This is a genomic window from Clostridioides sp. ES-S-0190-01, assembly GCF_020658275.1.
GTDB lineage: Bacteria > Bacillota > Clostridia > Peptostreptococcales > Peptostreptococcaceae > Clostridioides.
In genome coordinates this window covers 148,195-164,804 of record NZ_JACVWA010000012.1, presented here as the reverse complement: position 1 = coordinate 164,804, position 16,610 = coordinate 148,195, and the positions used below count along the sequence as shown (strand labels likewise).

The 16,610-nt window shown below is 30.9% G+C and carries 14 protein-coding genes; 13 read left to right on the top strand and 1 reads right to left on the bottom strand.

Translation table 11 applies throughout. The features are described 5' to 3' along the window. Positions 1-86: 86 nt before the first annotated feature. Complete coding sequence (locus tag IC214_RS02370; RefSeq protein WP_227860773.1) at positions 87-1,010, top strand: hypothetical protein; 924 nt, start codon at positions 87-89, stop codon at positions 1,008-1,010. A 4-nt stretch (positions 1,011-1,014) separates the two neighbouring features. Here the strand turns inward: IC214_RS02370 and IC214_RS02365 are convergent, their stop codons facing one another. Then, on the bottom strand, positions 1,015-1,221 hold the full coding sequence (locus tag IC214_RS02365) for a hypothetical protein (RefSeq protein WP_227433457.1): 207 nt from the start codon (positions 1,219-1,221) through the stop codon (positions 1,015-1,017). A 134-nt stretch (positions 1,222-1,355) separates the two neighbouring features. Between IC214_RS02365 and IC214_RS02360 the strand changes: the two genes are divergently transcribed. The 12 genes from IC214_RS02360 to IC214_RS02305 all read left to right on the top strand — a co-directional run bounded on the left by IC214_RS02360 (position 1,356) and on the right by IC214_RS02305 (position 16,608). Next, positions 1,356-3,110: a B12-binding domain-containing radical SAM protein gene (locus tag IC214_RS02360; RefSeq protein ID WP_227866171.1), complete on the top strand. Its 1,755-nt coding sequence runs from the start codon at positions 1,356-1,358 to the stop codon at positions 3,108-3,110. 17 nt (positions 3,111-3,127) lie between these two features. Beyond that, a complete protein-coding gene (locus IC214_RS02355) occupies positions 3,128-4,270 on the top strand; it encodes a tetratricopeptide repeat protein (protein WP_227483005.1) in 1,143 nt (380 codons plus the stop codon). A 336-nt stretch (positions 4,271-4,606) separates the two neighbouring features. Next, a complete protein-coding gene (locus IC214_RS02350) occupies positions 4,607-5,518 on the top strand; it encodes a bifunctional enoyl-CoA hydratase/phosphate acetyltransferase (protein ID WP_227433454.1) in 912 nt (303 codons plus the stop codon). A gap of 611 nt (positions 5,519-6,129) precedes the next feature. Then, on the top strand, positions 6,130-8,049 hold the full coding sequence (cooS, locus tag IC214_RS02345) for an anaerobic carbon-monoxide dehydrogenase catalytic subunit (protein ID WP_227433453.1): 1,920 nt from the start codon (positions 6,130-6,132) through the stop codon (positions 8,047-8,049). Positions 8,050-8,349: 300 nt separating this feature from the next. Beyond that, on the top strand, positions 8,350-9,129 hold the full coding sequence (locus IC214_RS02340; protein ID WP_227433452.1) for an AAA family ATPase: 780 nt from the start codon (positions 8,350-8,352) through the stop codon (positions 9,127-9,129). 241 nt (positions 9,130-9,370) lie between these two features. Then, on the top strand, positions 9,371-11,047 hold the full coding sequence (locus IC214_RS02335) for a formate--tetrahydrofolate ligase (RefSeq protein ID WP_227433451.1): 1,677 nt from the start codon (positions 9,371-9,373) through the stop codon (positions 11,045-11,047). Between the two features lie 84 nt (positions 11,048-11,131). Beyond that, entirely contained in the window at positions 11,132-11,764 is a 633-nt protein-coding gene (locus IC214_RS02330; protein WP_227433450.1) for a cyclodeaminase/cyclohydrolase family protein, read from the top strand. A 91-nt stretch (positions 11,765-11,855) separates the two neighbouring features. After that, positions 11,856-12,728: a tetrahydrofolate dehydrogenase/cyclohydrolase catalytic domain-containing protein gene (locus IC214_RS02325; RefSeq protein WP_227831286.1), complete on the top strand. Its 873-nt coding sequence runs from the start codon at positions 11,856-11,858 to the stop codon at positions 12,726-12,728. A gap of 35 nt (positions 12,729-12,763) precedes the next feature. Continuing rightward, positions 12,764-13,438 (top strand): methylenetetrahydrofolate reductase C-terminal domain-containing protein, encoded by a 675-nt coding sequence (locus tag IC214_RS02320; RefSeq protein WP_227433448.1) that lies wholly within the window; start codon positions 12,764-12,766, stop codon positions 13,436-13,438. A gap of 35 nt (positions 13,439-13,473) precedes the next feature. After that, complete coding sequence (locus IC214_RS02315) at positions 13,474-14,355, top strand: methylenetetrahydrofolate reductase (RefSeq protein ID WP_003432262.1); 882 nt, start codon at positions 13,474-13,476, stop codon at positions 14,353-14,355. Between the two features lie 41 nt (positions 14,356-14,396). After that, positions 14,397-15,782: a dihydrolipoyl dehydrogenase gene (lpdA, locus tag IC214_RS02310; RefSeq protein WP_227433447.1), complete on the top strand. Its 1,386-nt coding sequence runs from the start codon at positions 14,397-14,399 to the stop codon at positions 15,780-15,782. A 55-nt stretch (positions 15,783-15,837) separates the two neighbouring features. Further along, positions 15,838-16,608 (top strand): carbon monoxide dehydrogenase accessory protein CooC, encoded by a 771-nt coding sequence (locus IC214_RS02305; RefSeq protein WP_021383511.1) that lies wholly within the window; start codon positions 15,838-15,840, stop codon positions 16,606-16,608. Positions 16,609-16,610: the final 2 nt, after the last annotated feature.

The following is a 16,610-nucleotide window of genomic DNA, read 5'->3' as shown; positions in this document are numbered from 1 at the left end:
CCTATATATGACAGCTTCTTAACGGGCTGTCTCTTTTTTTTTAATAGCAGGATATTTAAATTAAGTTTTTGAGAAAGGATATATTTATGAATGACGTATTAATAAAAAAAGTCTACACATCTTCTTTTAATAATGGAAGTAAGACTCTTAAAGATTTAATTATAATAAATACAAAATCCTTAATAGATGATAAAACTCAAAGATGTGTATATATAGACGAAAAGAGATTGAAAGATGAACTTATTTACTTTAGATTTTATGGAGAAAAAATAGGTAATGTCAATTTTTTAAATATTTTATTACCATTAATTTTATCAAATACTAATATTCAAAAAAGTGAAGATGAGGTTGTTAAATTAATAAAAAAATATGTGAGTTACTTTAGAAAAGAGGAATTCTTATTTGATTATTTATTAAGTTCTGTAGCATATAATTCTGTTATGCACAATCTTATAAATAACAGTAAAATTGAATATGTCGAATTACTACAAAATATTAAAGACAAGATAATAGATTTTTCTATAGAATTAGACAAGTCTGATATTGTAAAGTTTCAGATGGCAAGGATAGGTACAATACAATTAATTGATAAATATATTGATTTAAAATATGAAGATTATGATGAAGAAAGTATTCTATCAAGTGTTTTAAATATTTTATATGATATTTATATAGAAGACAGAAATGTAGAAAATGAAGGAATTAAAAGCATGAAAAAATCTATATTATCTATTTTAGGTGAAGAGACTGAATTAAACGAAGATAATATAGATTTTATTCTTTCTATGTCAGAATATGTTGTTAAGTTGAGAAAATATAAAATTGGGGTTAAAATGTATAATAAAAAAATAGAACCAAGAAGTCTTATAAGCCTTGAAGAAGGCGATACTACAATAGACCCCATATTTAATCAAATAACAGTTATGTCGAAAACCTTTAGTGATAATATATTAAGCATAAAGATACATTCTAAATCAGGTATTTATATATTAAAGTTTAAAAAGGTTTAGGTTACTAGAGATTACTGTTTTTTTCTAAGTAATCCAAAAAATCTTTTTCTTTAGTGTCAGTTAAGAAACATAATTCTTTTACTATATTATTTCTAAGGTCGATAAAATCACTAATTTGGGTATTTTCATTAGTGTATTCAAGAGACTTTATAATAAGCAGTAAATCTCTTTTTGATAAAGAGTTGATAGATACTTTTTCAATTAATTCCATAAAAAACTTCCTTTCCTCACATTACTTGAAATTAATAATCTAATTATATAAATGTTATATAGACTTTACATATACTATTTTAACCTATAAGGGGTACAAAAAGCAGTATAATATTAAAAAGAGGTGAGAAATATTTGAAAATTTTATTAACAACGTTGAATTCTAAGTTTATTCATACAAATTTAGCTATAAGATACCTAAAAGAATTTGTAAGGAATTTGCTAGAAGTTGACATGAAAGAATATACGATAAACAATGACTTAGATTATATTTTAAAAGATATATACAAAAATGAATATGATATAATTTTATTCTCAACATATATCTGGAATATAGGAGATATAGTTAAACTTTGTGATAATCTAAAAAAAATTAGACCAAATACTAAAATAGCTTTGGGCGGGCCAGAAGTGAGTTATGATAGCTATGAGGCAATGAAGAAATACGATTTTGTAGATTATATACTTTATGGAGAAGGAGAATTAATCTTTAGAGATTTAGTGCTTCATCTTAAAGGAAAAAAAGAAATAAAAAGTGTAGACGGATTGGTATATAGACAAGGATGCGAGATAATAGTAAATAAACCTATGGAACTTCTTCAAAATTTGGACGAGATTCCTAGTCCTTATGAAAATTTAAATCCAAAGGAATATGAAAATAGAATAGTATATTATGAGTCGTCAAGAGGTTGTCCATTTAACTGTCAATACTGCTTATCTTCTACCATTCCTGGTCTTAGATATTTCAGCTTAGATAGAATAAAAAGAGATTTAAAAGCTTTAATAGATGCAAGAGTCTCACAAATTAAATTTATTGATAGAACTTTTAATGCAAATAAAAAAGTAGCTATGGAAATTATGGATTTTCTTATGAAAAATGATAATGGATATACAACCTATCATTTTGAAGTTACAGCATATTTGATAGATGACAAGATGCTAGAGTTTTTGGCTGACTGTAAAGAAGGGCTTTTCCAGTTTGAAATAGGAGTACAGTCGACAAATGAAAAAACACTTGATGCAGTAGGAAGAAGAGATGATTTCAAAAAGTTATCTCATGTTGTTCAGACAGTAGCATCTTATAGAAATATACATCAACATTTAGACTTAATTGCAGGACTTCCCTATGAGGATTATGAAAGCTTTGAGAACTCATTTAATGATGTATTTAATCTAGGGATAGAACACTTACAATTAGGTTTCTTAAAGATGATTAAGGGTACAGGTATGAGAAAGGTAGCAGATGAGCATGGATTTAAATATAAGGATTATGCTCCATATGAGTTTTTATACAATAATTATATAAGCTATGAAGAAACATTGAAATTAAAGGATATAGAAGATGTACTTGAAAGATACTACAATTCTAAAAACTTTGTGTTGTCCATGAGATATATTATAGGCAAATTTTATAAACAAAGTCCTTTTAAATTTTTTGAAACTTTTGCTAAGTACTTTGATGAAAATGGGTATTTTGACTTGGCACAGGGGAAAAATCAATTATACAAAATATTACTGGATTTCTATAATGAAAAAATAAATATAGACAATGATGTATTTAATGATATATTAAAGTATGACTACATTTCACTAGGTAAGACATCAAATATACCACAGTTTTTTAATAAGTTAGATGTGGATGACTTTAAGAATAGATGTCATGTATTTTTACAAGATAATGATAACTTATCAACATATCTACCTAATTTTGTTGATAAACCAGCAAAACATATAATAAAATATGTTCATTTTGAACCATTTAAATTTAATATTGTGGATTTAAAAAATAATATAAATACAGAAATAAGAGAAGAAGAAAATATAGTCTTATTTGAATATGATGATAAAAAAATATTTGAGAAATCTAAAACTCATAAAGTAGAAATTTAAGTATTTAGGAGGAAACAATGGATTTTAAAATAGAAAAGTATTTACTGAAGAAGGCAGAAGAACTAGCTTTTATAACTATAAAGCATGGTGGAGAATTTAAATTAAAGAGTTATGATGTGCCAAAAGGTGGGCTAGATGTACCTATAAAAAATGAGGTACTAGTAAAAGGTATAAAAGAAAAAACTGCTCAAGATAAGTTAAACTCAATGTCTATAGCAGATGCAATGATATATATAATTGGTATAGATAGTAAATTTAAAAATAATGGAGAATATGAAAAGTTTTTAGATGCTTTGTCTAAGGATATTAACTTAGATTTAAAAGCATATATGGGATACATGTCTAGAAAATACTTTGAGATTGGAGAGCATACAGATTCTTTAATATATATAAAAGCATTTATAACTATGTATCCAGATGATTTAGATGCAATGTATAATTATGCAATTGTGTGCCAAGAGATAGCAAAACAATATCAAAAAGACCTAGATGATAAGGCTATGAATGCATTTTTACTTGAGGCAATGGCCAAACTTGAAAAGATAATAGATATTGATAATGATTTTGCATTAGGTTATTATCATTTAGGTTATCATTATTATAATCAAGGTCAATATTTGAAGACTAAATTGACATGGGAAGATGCATTAAGATTAGGTTTAGATGCTGACTTAGTGGCTGAGATACAAGAAAATTTAGGAAAGATGGATTTTAAAGTACAGTATGAAGAAGGATATACACTTATATTCCATGGTAAGTTTAAAGAGGGATTAGAAAAATTACTGCCACTGGAAGAAGAACATATGGATTGGTGGAATTTGCTGTTTATGATAGGGCTAGGATATAAGGGTATGGGCGAAATAGAGCAGGCTAAGATGTATTTTGAGAAGATATTAGTAATAAAACCTAAGCAAGTAGATGCTATAGTTGAATTAGGGCTTTGTGAAGCTTCTAAATATAATTTAGATAAAGCAATAGAGTATTTTGAGCAAGCTGCTAAGATAAAAGAGGACCCAGAAATTCTTTGTAATTTAGGTATGGCTTACTTAAACAATGGTGAAATTGATGATGCAACTTACTATATAGAAAGAGCTTATGAATTAAATCCACAGGATGAGATTACGATTGCTTGTTTAAAAGAGCTTGGTATAAATAAGTAAGAATGTTATTAGATTGTATTAGATTCTATTAGGTTTTACTTTATTAGGTTGGACTTGATGCTAGCGAGTTTTATCTGATGCTATTAAATTTTATTAATTAAGAGTGGTAGAACATTTATTATGTTGTACCACTTTTTTTATTTACTTTGTCTAAGTATTTTTACTCTTATTTACTATTTGTAATATTATATTTCATAAGTATCTTGAATTTATAATAATTAAATATTAAAGCAGATTTTAGTTGTACAAATTTTTTGTAACATAAAAAATAAATTGATAAAAGACATATCAAATATGGTATTATTTAGTTAAATATATATAAGGGAGGGGTTACTTTTGATAAAGAAATTAGATGATATTTTAGAGCAGCTTAAAGGAGGAGAAAAAATAGTACTTTCTGTAGCAGCAGCTCACGATAAAGAAGTTTTAATGGCTATAAAGGATGCTGTAGAAAGAAATATAATTACTCCTATATTGGTTGGAAATGAAGGAAAGATAAGAGAAATATCAAAAGAAATAGAATTTGATTTGGGTGGAATTAAAATTATTGACAAGGATGATATTAAAGACTGTGCTGAAATAGCAGTTAAATTAGTATCAAGTAAAGAAGCTGATTTTGTAATGAAAGGTTTATTAGATACATCTGTTATCTTGAAAGAAGTGTTAAATAAAGATTATGGTCTTAGAACTGATAGTTTATTAAGTCATGTTATGGTATATGAGTTAGAAAGATACCATAAGCTATTGATAACTACAGATGGAGGAATGAATATAGCTCCTGACTATGAACAAAAGGCAAAGATATTAAAAAATTCTATAAAAGCAGCAAAAGCTTTAGGTATGGAAACTGTAAAAGTTGCATGCTTAGCAGCTAAGGAAAAAGTAAATCCTAAAATGCAAGCTACTGTAGATGCAGATATGCTAGCAAAAGCTTGTCAAGCAGGAGAATTTGGAGATAATGTAATTGTAGAAGGTCCTTTAGCTTTTGACTTAGCAGTTTCAAAAGAAGCTAGTGAGATAAAAGGATTTAAAAGTGAAGTATCTGGAGATGTAGATATTATGTTGGTTCCAACAATAGAAGTTGGTAATGGCATAGGAAAAGCCTTTACATACATGGCAGATTCTAAATCAGCAGGTATAATTATGGGCGCAAAAGCTCCTATAGTTTTAGTATCAAGAGCTGATTCACATGAATCTAAATTGTACTCTATTGCGTATGGAGCTATTGTAGCTAAAAGTATGAAATAAAAACATTAAGTGTGTAAAATAAATGCGTTAAAAGATAAAATGTAGTCATAATATCTAAATTAATGCAATATTAAAAAAATTTTATATAAAAAATAATTATAGCTTCAAATGAATATATACAAATGTTCAATTTGAAGCTATAATTAATATTAAAGTAAGAAAAATAAAAAAATTTCAAAAAATTAGTCCAAAAAATGCTATTCTAAGAAGTTTTTACTAATTATGGTATAGGGAGTAAAAATCTGTAACAAGTCCAAAAAAGTAGTGAGAAATAATAAACACACAAATAAGATATAATATCAAAAAATTGACTAGAAATAATTCAAAATTGATTTAAAAAAATCAAAACATAATTTAATTAAACTAAAGTATCAAAAAAGTAGGCTCAAGTATTAAAAAATAGCCAAAAATGAGTAGTTAAATTAACTTAAATTAGGTATTAAAAATAAAATTTTTATGTATTATCTAATTTTGTTAAAAAAATATTTAAATCTAAAGCAAAGTGCTGAAAATTAGTATATAATCAACTTAGAAAGCATTTATTTTATTATTTTATGACATGAAGTCAGTCACCTGGGGGATTTTAAAAATCAAAAAAAGGGGATAGGAATATGGATGAAAAAATGTTAACAATTGATTTAAACAGCCAGAAGATGATAGCAAAAGCTAGAGAAGAAGGCGTAGAAACAATGTATGATAGAAAAGAAGGCTTTAAAGCACAATGTGGTTTTGGTCTTCAAGGGGTTTGCTGTAGAATATGTGGAATGGGACCATGTAGAATAAGTCCTAAAACTCCAAGAGGGTTATGTGGAGCAGACGAACACACTATAGTAGGTAGAAACTTTGCAAGAATGGTTGCTGGTGGGACAGCTGCCCATTCAGACCATGCTAGAGATATAGCACATACATTAGCATTAGCTGATCCAAATGGAAACTATAAAATAAGAGACGAAGCTAAATTAATTACTTTAGCTAAAGAATGGGATGTAGAAACAGAAGGTAGAGATATCTATGATGTAGCACATGAAGTGGCAGAAATTGCATTAATGGAATTTGGTAAACCTTTTGGGACATTAAGATTTATAAAAAATGCGCCAGAACCAAGACAAAAAATATGGAAAGAATATGCTATAGAACCAAGAGCTATAGATAGAGAAATTGCAACAATAATGCACTCTACTCATATAGGTTGTACTGGTGATATAGATAGTTTAATACACATGAGTCTAAGAACTTCTATGGCTGATGGTTGGGGTGGTTCTATGATAGGTACTCGTTTAAGCGATATCTTATTTGGAACTCCAGTACCAAGAAGAACAGAAGCTAACTTAGCAGTATTAGAAGAAAATAAAGTTAATATAATATTACATGGACATGAGCCAGCATTATCAGAAATGATAGTTTTAGCTGCAGAAGAACCAGACTTAATAGCTTTAGCTAAAGAAGTTGGAGCAGATGGAATAAACTTAGCTGGTATGTGTTGTACAGGTAATGAAATTACAATGAGACATGGTGTAAGAATAGCAGGAGACTTCCATCAACAAGAACTTGCAATAGTAACTGGAGCAGTTGAGGCTGTAATAGTTGACGTTCAATGTATATTCCCTGCACTAGCTAGAGTAGCAGATTGTTACCACACTAAATTTGTAACAACTTCTCCAAAAGCTAAAATAACAGGTTCAACTTATATTGAATTTAGAGAAGAACAAGCTCTTGATGATGCTAAATCAATAGTTAAAGAAGCTATCTTAAACTTTAAAAATAGAGATAAATCAAAAGTACTTATACCTGAATTAAAATCAGGGGCAACAGTTGGGTATAGTGTAGAAGCAGTAGTAAATCAATTAGACAGAGTTGTAAACTCTCATATAGATCCAGCAGGAACAGTTAAGCCATTAACAGACTGTTTAAAATCTGGAGTATTAAGAGGAGCAGCTGGTGTAGTTGGATGTAACAATGCTAAAGGAGTTTCAAATGAGGCTCACGTAACAATAATGAAAGAATTAATTAAAAACGACATAATAGTAGTTACTACAGGATGTGGTGCTTCAGCAGCAGCTAAATTTGGTTTAATGGAAACTGATGCAGCTGAAAAATATGCAGGTAAAGGTCTTGCAACTGTCTGTAAATTAGTAGGAATCCCACCAGTACTACATATGGGTTCTTGCGTTGATATAAGCCGTATATTAGATTTAGTTGGAGCAGCAGCTAATTACTTAGATATGGATATGTGTGACCTTCCAGTTGTAGGTATAGCTCCAGAGTGGATGTCAGAAAAAGCAGTTGCTATAGGATGCTATGTTGTAGCTTCTGGTATAGACACTTACTTAGGAATAATGCCTCCAATAGCTGGTTCTTCAAGAGCAGTAGATATATTAACTAGCGAATTAAAAGATAAAGTTGGTGCAACATTTACTGTAAATACAAATCCAAAAGAGTTAGCAGCTACAATAATAGAAGATATAGAAAAGAAACGTGTTCACTTCGAAGCATTAGTTGAAGAAAAAATGGGTGTTGAAGCAGAAGCTTAGAAAATGGCTAAAGCCTTAGAAAAAACGATTTTATATCTAAATAAAGGTTTTATAGTTGAATGAAGTCAAATATTAAAGAAAAGAACATCAAAATACAATGAATATACTGAATAAATAAAATATAAACAATATAATGAAGAATACTAAAACTATACATGCTGCTTTGAAAAGCTAGTAGGGTAAATGTAATTGGTTCCTGTAAGGACTAGCTGTAGTTTATTTTTAGTGTTTAAAAAATAGATAACTACACTAAAACATAAATAAAATAAAAAGCAAATAGTAATAAAGGTGGTAGGGATTATGAAGATAGCAATAACAGGTAAAGGTGGAGTAGGTAAAACGACTTTTTCTTCAATGCTCTCTAGGATGTTTGCTGAAGACGGATACAGAGTTGTTGCTGTTGATGCCGATCCTGATGCTAATTTAGCTTTAGCACTAGGTTTTCCAAAAGAAGTATATGAATCAATAGTACCTATATCAGAAATGAAAAAGTTAGTTTCAGATAGAACAGCTGCTTCTGTAGGTTCATTTGGAAAAATGTTTAAGATGAATCCTAAAGTAGACGATATACCTGAAAATTTCTGTAAAGAATACAACGGAGTGAGATTACTTACATTAGGAACAGTGGATTCTGGTGGCACTGGATGTGTATGTCCAGAGCACGTTCTTTTAAAAAGACTCTGTTCACACTTAATACTACAAAATAAAGATGTAGTTGTTATGGATATGGAAGCTGGAATTGAACACTTAGGAAGAGGAACAGCTCAAGGTGTAGATGCTTTTATAGTAGTTGTAGAGCCAGGAGAAAGAAGTCTCCAAACATATAGAAAAGTTAAAAAACTTGGTCATGATATAGGCGTAAATAAGGTATTTGTTGTAGGTAACAAAATCAGAAATAAAGAAGATGAAGAATTTATAATACAAAACTTAGAAGATGGGGAATCTTTAGGATTTATCTATTACAATCAAGATGTTATAGATTCTGATAGAGCTAATCAATCTCCATATGATTCTAGTGAAACAACAAAGGCACAAATTAAAGAAATAAAAGAGAAATTAATGTCACTTAAAGATAAATAGAAATTTTGATTTATAATTGGGTTGTTGGTTAAAGGCAATAAATAGGTATTAGATAGGTAATAAATGATTAATTAGATAAATGACTAGCTATTAAGTTAAAGATATTTTAATAGCTTAGTAGCTAGTTTTTAAGCAATTTTACATGTATAATTATCTTATAAAATATAATTTTTACATATTAATACAATTTATACAAAAATTATATTTTAAATCTATTTAGGTTGTGGGAGGAGATTCAGTTATGGGATTTAAATCTGACATTGAAATAGCTCAAGAAGCTAAACCTCAAGATATTAGAGAGGTTGCAAAAAAATTAGGACTAGGTGAAGAAGATGTAGAACTATATGGTAAATACAAAGCCAAAGTTGACTACAATCTACTAAAAAGAGAAACTGGGAAAAAAGCCAAGTTAATATTAACTACAGCTATAAACCCAACTCCAGCAGGTGAAGGAAAAACTACTACTACTATCGGTGTTGCTGATGCATTTGCAAAATTAGATAAAAATGTATTAGTTGCTTTAAGAGAACCATCTCTAGGACCAGTATTTGGTGTTAAAGGTGGGGCAGCTGGTGGAGGATATGCACAAGTTGTTCCTATGGAAGATATAAACTTACACTTCACAGGAGACTTTCATGCTATAGGAGCTGCTAATAACCTTTTAGCTGCTATGCTTGACAATCATATTCATCAAGGAAATGAACTTAGAATAGACCCTAAGAAAATAACTTGGAGAAGATGTGTAGACATGAACGATAGACAACTTAGAAATATCGTTGATGGTATGGGTAAAAAAGGCGATGGAGCAGTTAGACAAGATGGATTTGATATAACTGTTGCTTCTGAAATAATGGCAGCGTTCTGTTTGGCAAGTGATATAGCTGACTTAAAAGAAAGATTAGGAAACATAATAGTTGGATATAGCTACGAAGGTGCACCTGTAACAGCTAGACAATTAAAAGCTAATGGTGCTATGGCTGCATTATTAAAAGATGCTTTAAAACCAAACCTAGTTCAAACTCTTGAAGGAACACCATCATTTGTACATGGTGGACCATTTGCAAATATAGCTCATGGATGTAACTCTGTTATAGCTACAAGAATGGCTATGCACTTTGCAGATTATGTAATAACTGAGGCTGGTTTCGGTGCTGACCTTGGAGCAGAAAAATTCTTAGATATAAAATGTAGAATGGCAAATTTAAAACCAGATGCTGTTATAATAGTTGCTACTGTAAGAGCATTAAAATACAATGGTGGAGTTGCTAAAGCAGACTTAAACGAAGAAAATCTAGAAGCTCTTGAAAAAGGACTTCCAAACTTATTAAAACATGTTGAAAACATAACTCAAGTATATGGATTACCAGCAGTTGTTGCAATAAACAGATTCCCACTTGATACTGAAGCTGAACTTAAACTTGTTGAAGACAAGTGTAAAGAATTAGGCGTTAATGTTGCTCTTTCTGAAGTATGGGCAAAAGGTGGAGAAGGTGGAATTGCAGTAGCTAAAGAAGTTTTAAGATTATTAGATGAAGAAGAAAATAATTTTAGATTCTGCTATGAAGATGATTTATCTATAAAAGATAAGATAAATGCTATAGCTACTAAGATTTATGGAGCAGATGGTGTAGATTATACTCCAGAAGCTGATAAAGAAATAGCTAACTTAGAAAAACTTGGATTTACTAAAGTTCCAGTATGTATGGCTAAAACTCAATATTCTTTAACTGATGACCAAACTAAATTAGGTAGACCAACAGGATTTAGAATAACTGTAAGACAAGCATCAATTTCAGCAGGAGCTGGATTTATAGTTGCACTTACTGGAGAAATAATGAAAATGCCAGGATTACCAAAAGTTCCAGCAGCAGAAAAAATAGATGTTGATGAAAATGGAGTAATAGCTGGATTATTCTAAGTGTATTAATTTATAAATAAAGAGTAGGAAATATCTCTAAGATAATTTAGGATATTTTCCTACATCCTTTTAAGGAGGATTATCATGAAAATAGCAGATAAAACTTGTGTTGATTTTGTAGAAGTACTATCTTCTAAAGAAGCAGTACCAGGTGGCGGGGGAGCTGCCGCACTAGTTGGTGCAATTGGTATGGCTTTAGGGAGTATGGTATGCAATCTTACAATAGGAAAGAAAAAGTATGCTGAGTATGAAGAAAGTGTAAAAGATATATTAAATAAAGCAGGAAAATTAGAAAAAGATTTATTAAAAATGATAGATGATGATGCAGAATGTTTCTTACCATTATCAAAAGCTTATGGGCTTCCTAAAGAAACAGAAGAGGAAAAAAGAATAAAAGCAGAAACAATGGAAAAAGCGCTAAAAGTTGCTTGTGAAGTACCATTAAATATAGTAAGAGTTTGTTATGAAGCTATTAAGTTACATGAAGATTTAGTTGATAAAGGTTCAAGACTTGCTATAAGCGACGTTGGTGTAGGGGTTCAATGTTTAAGAGCTGCTATACTTGGTGGACAATTAAATGTAGTTATAAATATAAATTCTATACAAGATCAAGAATATGTTAGTAAAGTAAAAACAGAAGTAGATAAATTAGTTGAAGATGGCGTTAAAACTTGTGATGAAGTTTATGCTAAAGTTGAAAAAGCGCTTGGAAAATAATTTTTAAATGACGAAAGTAGATACTATGTTATTAATATGTGGTATATAGAATAAATTAATTTAAGTTTGCTTGTAGGGGAGTTGTGAATATATGGAAGTAATGTCAACTAAAGGACAGATTATAAAAGGAAAACCTGTAGCTGATAAGATTAGTGAAGACTTAATAAAAGAAGTCGAGTTACTAGTTAAAGAAGGTATAAATCCTAAGCTAACAATAGTTAGAGTTGGAGCAAGAAGTGATGATTTATCATATGAAAGAGGAGCACTAAAAAGATGTCAAAACATTGGTATAACAACTGAGGTGTTGGAATTAGCTGAAGATATAACTCAAGAAGAATATATTGATGTTTTAAAGAAAGTTAATGATGACAAGGATGTTAATGGTATATTATGTTTTAGACCACTTCCAAAACACTTAAATGAAGAAGTTATAAAATATGTCATTGCACCAGAAAAAGATGTAGATTGTTTTAGCCCAATAAACTCTGCTAAAGTCATGGAAGGAGATAAGAGTGGATTCCCACCATGTACTCCTACAGCAGTAGTAGAAATATTAAAACATTATAATGTTGATTTAAAAGGAAGTAAGGTAACAGTTCTTGGAAGATCAATGGTAGTTGGGAAGCCAGTATCAATGCTTTTATTAAGTGAACATGCAACTGTTACAATATGCCATTCAAAGACTAAAAACTTATCAGATGTAGCTGCAGAAGCGGACATATTGATAGCAGCTATTGGTAGAGCTAAGATGGTAGATGAAAGTTTTGTGAAAGATGGAGCAGTAGTTATAGACGTTGGTATAAATGTTGATGAAGAAGGAAATTTATGTGGAGATGTTGATACAAATGCAGTTTTAAATAAAGTATCGATGATAACTCCAGTTCCAGCGGGGGTTGGTTCAGTTACAACATCTATACTTGCAAAACATGTAGTTAAAGCTTGTAAGTTGCAAAACAATAAATAGATAGATATTGTGGAAGGTTTAGGGGGGAAGTAGATATGATAATTTCTGAAAATAAACCATTGGAAGAAGTGCTAGGGTACTTAAAGAATTTTGACAAGCTAGTTTTAGTTGGTTGTAATCAATGTGCAGCGACTTGTAAGAGTGGTGGAGAAGAAGAAGTTCTAAAAATGAAGGAAACTCTTGAAGGTGAGGGCAAAAAAATCTTAGGATATGTAATGCTTGATCCTGCTTGTAACCTTTTAAAGTCTAAAAAGGACTTAAAGGCTCTAAAAGAAGAAACTAAAGAAGCTGATGCAGTTTTATCTTTAGCATGTGGAGATGGGACACAAACAATAGTTAAAAACCTAAAAAATAAACCAGTTTATCCAGCTAACAACACTTTGTTTATAGGGGAAGTACAAAGGGTTGGAGAATATGAGGAAGCCTGTAAGGCTTGTGGAGACTGTGAACTTGGTTGGACAGGTGGAATATGTCCAGTAACTATGTGTGCTAAAGGTCTTATGAATGGGGCTTGTGGTGGAGCTAAAAATGGTAAATGTGAAGTAAATCCAGAAAATGATTGTGCTTGGATAAAAATATATGAAAGATTGGAATCTATAGGGCAATTAGATAATTTAGCAGAAATAAGACCGCCAAAAGACTATTCTAAGCAAAATAATCCAAGAAGCTTAAGTGCAAAGAAAAAGAAAGAAGCAACAGCCAATTCATAAAAGTTTTTTTTAGAAGGTTAAAAGGGGGATTAGAGATGAGCTTATTAAGAGAAACATTAGAGAGTGGAAAATTTGCAGTTACTACTGAGATGGCTCCTCCAAAAGGGACTGACCTTTCACATTTAATTGAATGTGCAAAGCCGTTAGTTGGAAGAGTTCATGCAGCAAATGTGACAGACTTTCAATCAGCAGTTATGAGAGCAACTTCTCTTGCTACATGTAAATTACTAAAAGATGCTGGATTAGAGCCAGTGATTCAAATAACAGGGAGAGATAGAAATAGGATAGCTATACAAGGAGAAATGTTGTCAGCAGGTGTATTTGGGATAAACAACTTGTTGGCATTAACAGGAGACCATACTAGCGTAGGAGACCATCCACAAGCTAAAGGTGTATTTGATTTAGACTCTGTAGGGATACTTCAAACTGCTGAAACTCTAATGGCAGGTACGGATATGGCTGGTAATAAATTAAAAGGTTCTCCAGATTTTTATCTAGGAGCATCAGTAACTCCAGAATATTCTCCAATAGAAGTTCAATTATTAAAAATGCAAAAGAAAATAAAAGCTGGAGCTAAATTTTTCCAAACTCAAGCACTTTATGACATAAATACAATGAGAAAGTTTAGAGAACTAACAAGAGATATGGATTGCAAGGTATTGGCAGGGATAGTACCTTTAAAATCTCCAGGAATGGCTAAATTTATGACTGCAAATGTACCAGGAATATTTGTGCCAGATGAACAAATCGAAAGATTAAGAGCAGCTGGAAAAGAAAACTGGGTAAGTGAAGGAATAAAAATGGCAGGAGAACTTATCAAACAATTAAAAGAAGAAGATTTATGTGATGGTGTTCATATAATGGCAATTGGGGCAGAAGAAAATATACCTGCTATACTAGATGCCGCAGGTTTATAGTATTACAAGATTGTAGATTATAAGGTTTGGGGGAATTAAGGATGAAAATAGTAGTAGTAGGTGGTGGACCAGGAGGATATGTAGCAGCTATAAAAGCTTCTATGCTTGGTGCAGAGGTGACAGTTGTTGAAAAAAGAAGAGTTGGAGGAACTTGCTTAAATGCAGGATGTATACCAACTAAAGCACTTCTTGCTTCTTCAGGGGTATTAAATACTGTGAAGGAAGCAAAGGATTTTGGTATAGAGATAGATGGTACAGTTACACCAAATTTCACTGCCATAATGGAAAGAAAAAATAAAGTTGTAAATCAATTAATAAGTGGTATAGAATTCCTATTTGAGAAAAGAGGAGTAAAACTAGTTAATGGTTTTGGAAAATTAATTGATAAAAATACTATAGAAGTAACAAAAGATGATGGAACAGTAGAATCTATAAAAGCTGATAAGATAATACTAGCTAATGGTTCTGTTCCAGTTGTACCAAGAATGTTCCCATATGATGGAAAGATTGTAATAACTAGTGATGAAGTTCTTGGACTTGAAGATATACCTGAATCTATGTTAATAGTAGGTGGTGGAGTTATAGGATGTGAAATAGGGCAATTCTTTAGAGCCTTAGGAACAGAAGTAACTATAGTTGAAATGGTTGACCAGATACTATTAAATGAAGATAAAGATGTAGCAAAACAACTACTTAGACAATTTAAGAAAGATAAGATTAAAGTTATTACAGGTATTGGAGTACAAACTTGTGAAGTAGTTGATGGTAAAGCTGTTGCAACTCTTTCTAATGGAAAGGTTATAGAAGCACAATATGCATTAGTATGTGTTGGTAGAAGACCTAACCTTGATAATTCTGGAGTAGAAGATATAGGAATTGAAATGGAAAGAGGAAAAGTAGTAGTTAATGAGCATCTTGAAACTAATGTAGAAGGTATATATGCAATAGGTGATATAATAGATACTCCTTTCTTAGCACATGTTGCTTCTAAAGAAGGTATTGTTGCAGTTGAAAATGCTTTAGGAAAAACTAAAGTAGTAGATTATAGAGCAATTCCAAGATGTGTTTATACTGAACCTGAAGTTGCTGGTGTTGGTAAAACTGAAAAACAACTTGAAGCTGAAGGTGTAGAATACAATGTAGGTCAATTTGATTTTAGAGGACTTGGAAAAGCACAGGCTATAGGACATTTCCAAGGATTTGTAAAAATAATAGCTGATAAAGAAACAGATAAAATAATAGGTGCAGCAGTAGTAGGTCCTCATGCTACAGATTTATTAACAGAGTTATCACTTGCTGTTCATCTAGGATTAACTGTAGAACAAGTAGGGGATGCAATACATCCACATCCAAGTTTATCTGAAGGGCTAATGGAAGCACTTCATGATGTACATGGAGAATGTGTTCATTCTGTACCTAAATTATAATAAGTAAACAGAGTACATAAGGCTCTGTGGCTAGATTTAAGGGGGAAGTCTTAAAATGGGATACAATATAGCTGTTGCAGGAAAAGGTGGAACTGGTAAAACAAGTCTCACAGGGCTTTTGATTGATTATTTGGTTAAGGACAATAAGGGACCAGTATTAGTTGTAGATGCTGATGCTAATGCTAACATAAATGAAGTATTAGGTATTGAAGTTGAAGCAACAATAGGAGAAATAAGAGAAGAAGTAAATCAAAGAGAAAAGTTAGGCAATGCATTCCCAGGTGGTATGACAAAAGCACAATATCTACAATTTAGATTAAATTCTATAATTGAAGAAGGAGAAGGATATGACTTATTAGTAATGGGGAGATCAGAAGGGGAAGGATGTTACTGTTTTGTAAATGGGATACTTAGAGAACAAGTAAACAAAATATCTGGTCACTACAAATACTTAGTCATGGACAACGAAGCTGGTATGGAACATCTAAGCAGAAAAGTTACTAGACATGTTGATACACTTTTATTGGTTAGTGATTGCTCAAGACGTAGCATACAAGCTGTTGCTAGAATAAGAGATTTAGCTGAGGAACTAAAATTAAATGTTGGAAGAATACTTCTAATTGTAAATAAGGTTCCAAATGGGGTTATGAATGATGGTGTTAAAGAGGAAATAGAAAAACATAACCTAGAGCTAATTGGTGTTGTACCTATGGATGAATTGATATATGAATATGATTCTACAGGTATTCCTTTAGTTAATTTACCTGAAGATTCAAAATCTAAAGTGGCTATGAAAGAGATTTTTGCTAAATTAGAATTAAAATAGGC

Bases quoted from the DNA above. Each gene is read 5' to 3' on its own strand.
- IC214_RS02370 (WP_227860773.1), top strand. From the start codon at position 87: ATGAATGACGTATTAATAAAAAAAGTCTACACATCTTCTTTTAATAAT.
- IC214_RS02365 (WP_227433457.1), bottom strand. From the start codon at position 1,221: ATGGAATTAATTGAAAAAGTATCTATCAACTCTTTATCAAAAAGAGAT.
- IC214_RS02355 (WP_227483005.1), top strand. From the start codon at position 3,128: ATGGATTTTAAAATAGAAAAGTATTTACTGAAGAAGGCAGAAGAACTA.
- cooS (WP_227433453.1), top strand. From the start codon at position 6,130: ATGGATGAAAAAATGTTAACAATTGATTTAAACAGCCAGAAGATGATA.
- IC214_RS02340 (WP_227433452.1), top strand. From the start codon at position 8,350: ATGAAGATAGCAATAACAGGTAAAGGTGGAGTAGGTAAAACGACTTTT.
- IC214_RS02335 (WP_227433451.1), top strand. From the start codon at position 9,371: ATGGGATTTAAATCTGACATTGAAATAGCTCAAGAAGCTAAACCTCAA.
- IC214_RS02330 (WP_227433450.1), top strand. From the start codon at position 11,132: ATGAAAATAGCAGATAAAACTTGTGTTGATTTTGTAGAAGTACTATCT.
- IC214_RS02325 (WP_227831286.1), top strand. From the start codon at position 11,856: ATGGAAGTAATGTCAACTAAAGGACAGATTATAAAAGGAAAACCTGTA.
- IC214_RS02320 (WP_227433448.1), top strand. From the start codon at position 12,764: ATGATAATTTCTGAAAATAAACCATTGGAAGAAGTGCTAGGGTACTTA.
- IC214_RS02315 (WP_003432262.1), top strand. From the start codon at position 13,474: ATGAGCTTATTAAGAGAAACATTAGAGAGTGGAAAATTTGCAGTTACT.
- lpdA (WP_227433447.1), top strand. From the start codon at position 14,397: ATGAAAATAGTAGTAGTAGGTGGTGGACCAGGAGGATATGTAGCAGCT.
- IC214_RS02305 (WP_021383511.1), top strand. From the start codon at position 15,838: ATGGGATACAATATAGCTGTTGCAGGAAAAGGTGGAACTGGTAAAACA.